General features: G+C 70.9%; 5 protein-coding genes. 1 reads left to right on the top strand and 4 read right to left on the bottom strand.

Features of this window, described 5'->3' with window-relative positions; translation table 11 throughout:
• Positions 1-77 precede the first annotated feature (77 nt).
• Complete coding sequence (locus tag ACFWP5_RS51590) at positions 78-1115, bottom strand: hypothetical protein (protein WP_384174132.1); 1038 nt, start codon at positions 1113-1115, stop codon at positions 78-80.
• A gap of 229 nt (positions 1116-1344) precedes the next feature.
• Entirely contained in the window at positions 1345-3957 is a 2613-nt protein-coding gene (gene pepN / locus ACFWP5_RS51585; RefSeq protein WP_384174129.1) for an aminopeptidase N, read from the bottom strand.
• 136 nt (positions 3958-4093) lie between these two features.
• Between pepN and ACFWP5_RS51580 the strand changes: the two genes are divergently transcribed.
• Positions 4094-4744, top strand: coding sequence for a DsbA family protein (locus ACFWP5_RS51580; RefSeq protein ID WP_384174126.1), 651 nt, complete (start codon positions 4094-4096; stop codon positions 4742-4744).
• Between the two features lie 12 nt (positions 4745-4756).
• Here ACFWP5_RS51580 and ACFWP5_RS51575 read toward each other — a convergent pair whose 3' ends face one another.
• Together ACFWP5_RS51575 and ACFWP5_RS51570 are read right to left on the bottom strand one after the other, a co-directional pair.
• Positions 4757-4951: a hypothetical protein gene (locus ACFWP5_RS51575; RefSeq protein ID WP_384174123.1), complete on the bottom strand. Its 195-nt coding sequence runs from the start codon at positions 4949-4951 to the stop codon at positions 4757-4759.
• A 107-nt stretch (positions 4952-5058) separates the two neighbouring features.
• Positions 5059-5860, bottom strand: an 802-nt coding sequence (locus tag ACFWP5_RS51570) for an FGGY-family carbohydrate kinase (RefSeq protein ID WP_384174120.1), incomplete at its 5' end; no start/stop codon positions are given.

The following is a 5860-nucleotide window of genomic DNA, read 5'->3' as shown; positions in this document are numbered from 1 at the left end:
GTAGCCGTACATGAGGAGGGGCCACCGACCCCCCGGTGGCCCCTCCTCTCCCCTCCTGATCCCGCCCCGGTCCGTCACTACCGGGGCAGCACCACGACATACGCGGCCGGATCGCGGTCGGCCGACGCCATCAGTGCCGTACGGACCACCGCCGCCTGTTGCTCCATCGCGTCCCGGAGCTTCTTCGGGGTGATGTGGACGACCGTGATGCCCAGCCGTTCCAGGTGCTCGCGCTTGCGGGCGTACTCCGACCACAGCGCGTCCTCATCCTGGCGCGGGGCGCGCGTGTCCAGCTCCACGGCCACCGCCTGCTCGGGCCAGTACGCGTCCAGGCCGCCGAGGTGGGGGCCGCCCGGCAACCTGAGATCGACGTTCCACACCGGGTCGGGGAGGCCGTACTCGCTCACCATCCGGTAGAGGCGGTCCTCCGCGATCGCGCGGCCCTCGGCCAGCAGCGAGTCCACCGCGTCCACCACGTGCGGGCGGCTCAGCAGCTTGGCGTTGTTCAACTCCCGTACCACCGCGGCCGGTTCGCAGTGGCCGCCGCGTACCGCCTCGGTGAGCAGCCCGCGTACCGCGTTCGCGTCCGACAACTCGGCCACCGCGTCCGCGAGGGCCCGCGGCACCGGGGCGACCGGGACGCCCTTCACCTGCTGCGCGGCGGGGAGCGACGCGGTGCGGACGATCCGCACGCAGCCCGTCGAGCGCAGCCGGCGCATACGGGGGACCAGGACGTCGATGTGCTTCAGGGAGGGCACTTCCGGCGCCGACGTGAAGCCGTGCAGGCTCAGCGCCGCCAGGCCCGTGAGCATCGTCTCCGTGTACGTCGGGCGGTGCGGCTCCTCCGCGCCGGGCTGGACCGGGACCCCCGCCGTCCGCTCCCGCGCCGCGTACACCAGCACCGCGTGCAGCCGCTCCTCGCCGGTGGGCGGGCCGGAGTGCAACAGGACGACGCCGGGAAGGAGTTGCTGCCACGGCCCGTCGGGACGGCACTGCTCGTTCACCTCTGCGGCCGGGACGCCGTGCGCCCGGAGCTGAGCCGTCGTCAGCACGCGGCGGTGCGCCCCGGAGAGGTGGCTGAGGGGGCGGGGGGAGAGCGGGGTGTTGTGGTTCATGCAACGGGGTTTCCCGCGCCGGATCCGCTCCCTAACCGCTGTTACACGCCCGTCGACAAATCCGGACAACGCGGTACTAAAGGACAGGCGTTCGGATGCCGAGTAGGCGCCGAAAACCCCTGGTCCGGATGGGGTGGACCAGGGGTTACGGGGTGGATTAGCTGTATTCAGTAACGGTGACGGAGAGGCCAATCACAGGCCAAAGCCGCACCCGACCGTTGGCCAAGGGTCAACCCTGAGCGCCCCGCCCCTCGTTGTCCGCCGCCTGCGCCCGCAACGCCCGCGCCAGATCGTCCCGCGACTCCAGCACCAGCCGCCGCAGCGCCGGCGCAGCCCCCTCGTGGGACGTCAGCCACGCGTCCGTCGCGTCCAGCGTCGCCTGCGCGTCCGCCGCGGCCGGGTACGCCGGGAACAGCCCCCGCACCACATCCACGCCGATCTGGATCGACCGCTCCGTCCACACCCGCTCGATCGCCGCGAAGTACTTCTCCGTGTACGGCGCGAGCAACTCCCGCTGCGACGGCTGCGCGAAGCCCGCGATGGTGGCCTCGACCAGCGCGTTGGACAGCGCGTCCGACTCCACGACCTGCGCCCACGCCTGCGCCTTGACGGCCGCCGAGGGACGGGCGGCGAGACAGCGGACCTGGTGGCGCTTGCCGGACGCGGTGTCGTCCCGGGCCAGTTCGGCGGCGACCATGGCCTCGTCGGCGGCGCCGTGCGAGGTCAGCGGCTCCAGGAACGCCCAGCGCAGCTCCTGGTCGACGGCCAGGCCCTCGATCTTCTCCGTACCCTCCAACAGGGCGTGCAGCAGCGCCAGTTCCTCCGGCGCCGACGCCACCGACGCGAAGAAACGCGCCCACGCCAGCTGCTGCTCGCTGCCCGGCTCGGCGTTGCGCAGATCCCGCAGCGCGATGTGCGCCAGGATCTTCGCGCCGGTCTCGCGCCACCACGGCGGCGAGTAGTTGACCAGCGCCGAGTTCGCCCAGGCGTGCAGCACCTGAAGGACACCGATGTCGGTCTCCCGGCGCCCGAACTGCGCCACCAGGTCGATGAAGTCGGGCGCGAGCAACAGCGCGTCCCGCGTCATGTTCCACAGCGCCGACCAGCACAGCGCACGCGCCATCGGGTCGGTGAGCGCGCCGAGGTGTTCGCGCAGGGTGGCCAACGAGGTCGCGTCGAAGCGGGTCTTGCAGTACGTGAGGTCGTCGTCGTTGACGAGCACCAGGTCCGGAGCGTCCGCACCGGCCAGCTCCACAATGACCGTCCGCGCACCGTCGACGTCCACCTCGGCCCGCTCGTACCGCACGAGACGGTTGTCCTCCAGCCGGTAGAGGCCCACCGCCACCCGGTGCGGGCGCAGTTCGGGGTGGGATTCCGCCGCCTCCTGGAGCACGGTCAGCTCGGCGATGCGGCCGCCCTCCACGTCCAACACCACTTGCGGAGTGAGGGAGTTGACCCCGGCCGTCTGCAGCCACGACCGCGACCAGGACGCCATGTCCCGGCCGCTCGTCTCCTCAAGGACCGACAACAGGTCACCGAGGCGCGTGTTGCCGTACGCGTTCCGCTTGAAGTAGCGGCGCGCGCCCTCAAGGAACGCGTCCTGGCCGACGTACGCCACCAACTGCTTCAGTACGGAAGCCCCCTTGGCGTACGTGATGCCGTCGAAGTTGAGCTTCGCGTCCTGGAGGTCGCGGATGTCGGCGGTGATCGGGTGCGTGGAGGGGAGCTGGTCCGCGCGATAGGCCCACGCCTTGCGGCGGTTGGCGAAGCTGATCCAGGCGTCGGTGAAGCGGGTCGCGCCGACGCTCGCGAACACCCCCATGAAGTCCGCGAAGGACTCCTTCAGCCACAGGTCGTCCCACCACTCCATGGTGACGAGGTCGCCGAACCACATGTGCGCCATCTCGTGCAGGATCGTGTTGGCCCGGCCCGCGTACGAGGCCTGCGTCACCTTCCCCCGGAAGATGTACTCCTCGCGGAAGGTGACGAGCCCCGGGTTCTCCATCGCGCCGAGGTTGTACTCGGGCACGAACGCCTGGTCGTACTTCCCGAAGGGGTACGGGTAGTCGAAGTGGTCGTGGAAGAAGTCGAGGCCCTGCTTGGTGATCAGGAAGACGTCGTCGGCGTCGAAGTGGGGCGCCAGGCCCTTGCGGCACATCGCGCCGAGCGGGATCTCCAGCGTCGTACCGTCGTCGAAGGTACGGGAGTAGGAGTCCGTGACGTAGTGGTACGGGCCCGCCAGGAACGCCGTGATGTACGTCGAGATCGGCTTCGTCTCCGCGAACTTCCATACGCCGTCGGTCAGTTCACCGACGCCGTTGCTCCACACCGTCCAGCCCTCGGGGGCACGCACCTCGGCGCGGAAGGGCGCCTTGAGGTCCGGCTGTTCGAAGGTGGCGAAGACGCGGCGCGAGTCGGCCGGCTCGTACTGGGTGTAGAGGTAGATCTCGCCGTCCTCGGGGTCGACGAAGCGGTGCATGCCCTCGCCGGTACGGGAGTACGCGCACTGCGCGTCGACGATCAGCTCGTTCTCGGCGGCCAGGTCCTCCAGCTGGATGCGCGTGCCGTCGAAGACCGCGCCCGGGTCGAGGTCCTTGCCGTTGAGCGAGACGGCGGTGACGCCCGGCGCGATCAGGTCCGCGAAGCTCGCCGCGCCCGGTTCGGCGCAGCGGAACCGGATCGTGGTCACGGACCGGAAGGTCCGCGGCCCCTCCGCGGTGCCCTCGCTCCCGGCGGAGTCGCCCACCGCCGAGCGCAGGTCGAGGGACACGTCGTACCCGTCGACGGACAGCAGGGCGGCCCGCTCGCGGGCCTCGTCGCGGGTCAGATTCTCACCGGGCACGGAGGCACTCCCTCGGATGGTGTTCGATATGCGGTCAGGGCCGATCCTGCCATGCGCCCCTGACCGCAGGTACCCGGGAATGAGGTGGGGAGGGGCGGTGTTGCCGTGGGGAAACGGCCGTATTCCGAGGAGCGTCATGTCTGAGACCGCCAAGACCCCCGTGGACTTCTGGTTCGACCCGCTGTGCCCCTGGGCCTGGATGACCTCCCGGTGGGTGCTGGAAGTGGAGAAGGTCCGGGACATCGAGGTCAGCTGGCACGTGATGAGCCTCGCCGTCCTCAACGAGAACCGCCTCGACGAGATCCCGGCGGAGTACGCGGAGAACATGCGCCCCGGCGGCAAGTCCTGGGGCCCGGTCCGCGTCGCCATCGCCGCCCAGCAACTGCACGGCGACGAGGTCGTCGGCAAGCTGTACACCGCGCTCGGCACCCGCATCCACAACGAGGGCCTCGGCGTGACCCCCGAGTCCATCGCCCTCGCCCTGTCCGACGCGGGCCTGCCGGCCGAGCTGATCGAGTACGCCGACAGGGACACCTACGACACCGAGCTGCGCGCCTCCCACAAGGAGGGCATCGAGAAGGTCGGCCAGGACGTCGGCACCCCCGTCATCGCCGTCCCCGGGCCCGACGGCGAGCAGATCGCCTTCTTCGGCCCGGTCGTCACCCCCGCCCCCAAGGGCGAGGAAGCGGCCCGCCTCTGGGACGGCACGGTCGCGGTCGCCTCGGTCCCCGGTTTCTACGAGCTGAAGCGCACCCGCACGAAGGGGCCGGACTTCAGCAACCTGTAAGCACGGCGGCGCTCACTCCGGGGCAGCGGCCTTCTCCTCACGGAACTTCTCGGGGAGATCGCCGCCGCCTCGCGCATGGAACGCCGGCTGGTACCGCACACAGCCCTTGACGGCGCAGCGCCACAGATTGTCCACGTAGTGCCGGGGCCCCTTCTCCTCACGGACGGCGGCCTTCTCGGCGGCGGCCATCTTCTGGAAGTCCTGCATCCCACGACAGTTCGGGCACCATTTTCGAAGTACCGTCATGAACTCCTCCTCGCCACGCGGGGCCAGGCCGGTAGTACACCGCGAATCGCAGGCGCCCGCCCCCGAAATCACCGGCTCCGGTGGCGCGCCGTCGCCAGGCGACCGAGGTGGTCCTCGAAACCGACGGAGTAGTACGCCGCCCGGTCCGCGTCCGGTTCCACGATCCGGGTCGGCCTGGTCCACACCCCCGCGTCCAGCGGAACCCCGTACCGTTCCGCCGCCGCGAGCACCGCACCCCGCGCGCCCACCTCACCCTCGACGACCCGCAACGGCCGCCCCAGCACATCCGCGAGCAGCCGCATCCAGGCCGGGCTGCGCGTACCGCCACCGCACACGGCCAGCGACCCCGTGAGACCCGCCCCCTCCAGACAGTGCCGGGCCGCGTAACCGATGCCCTCGCAGGTCGCGCGGATCAGGTCGGCGGGCGTCGACTCCAGGGAGACACCGGTGAGTTCGGCGCGGAGACGGGGCTCGACGAAGGGCGCGCGCTCGCCGGACGGCGCGAAGTAGGGCAGCACCCGCACCCCGTTCGCCCCGGCCGGGGTCGCCGCGAGCAGCGCGTCCACCTCCTCGTGCCGGACGCCCGTCGTCGACAGCACCCAGTCCAGGGCCGCCGTACCGACCATCGCCGGCATGGCCCGCAACCAGTGCCCCGGCCGGTCGAGGGAGATGTACAGACCGGCCGGTTCACCGCTCAGGTCCAGCTCGGTGGTCGCGACGAGACTGGCGAGACAGGTCCCGACGATCAGCAGCCCGTCGCCCGGTTCCGTCACGCCCGCACCGAGCGCGCAGGCGGGCATGTCAAACGACCCGATCCCGAACCCTATGCCACCCGCCAGCCCCTCCCCACTCCACGAGTCCGTCGCGCCC

The organism is Streptomyces sp. NPDC058469, from assembly GCF_042721125.1.
Taxonomy (GTDB): Bacteria; Actinomycetota; Actinomycetes; order Streptomycetales; family Streptomycetaceae; genus Streptomyces.
The sequence above is the reverse complement of the archived record's forward strand: the minus strand, read 5'-3'. Positions and strand labels throughout refer to the sequence as shown.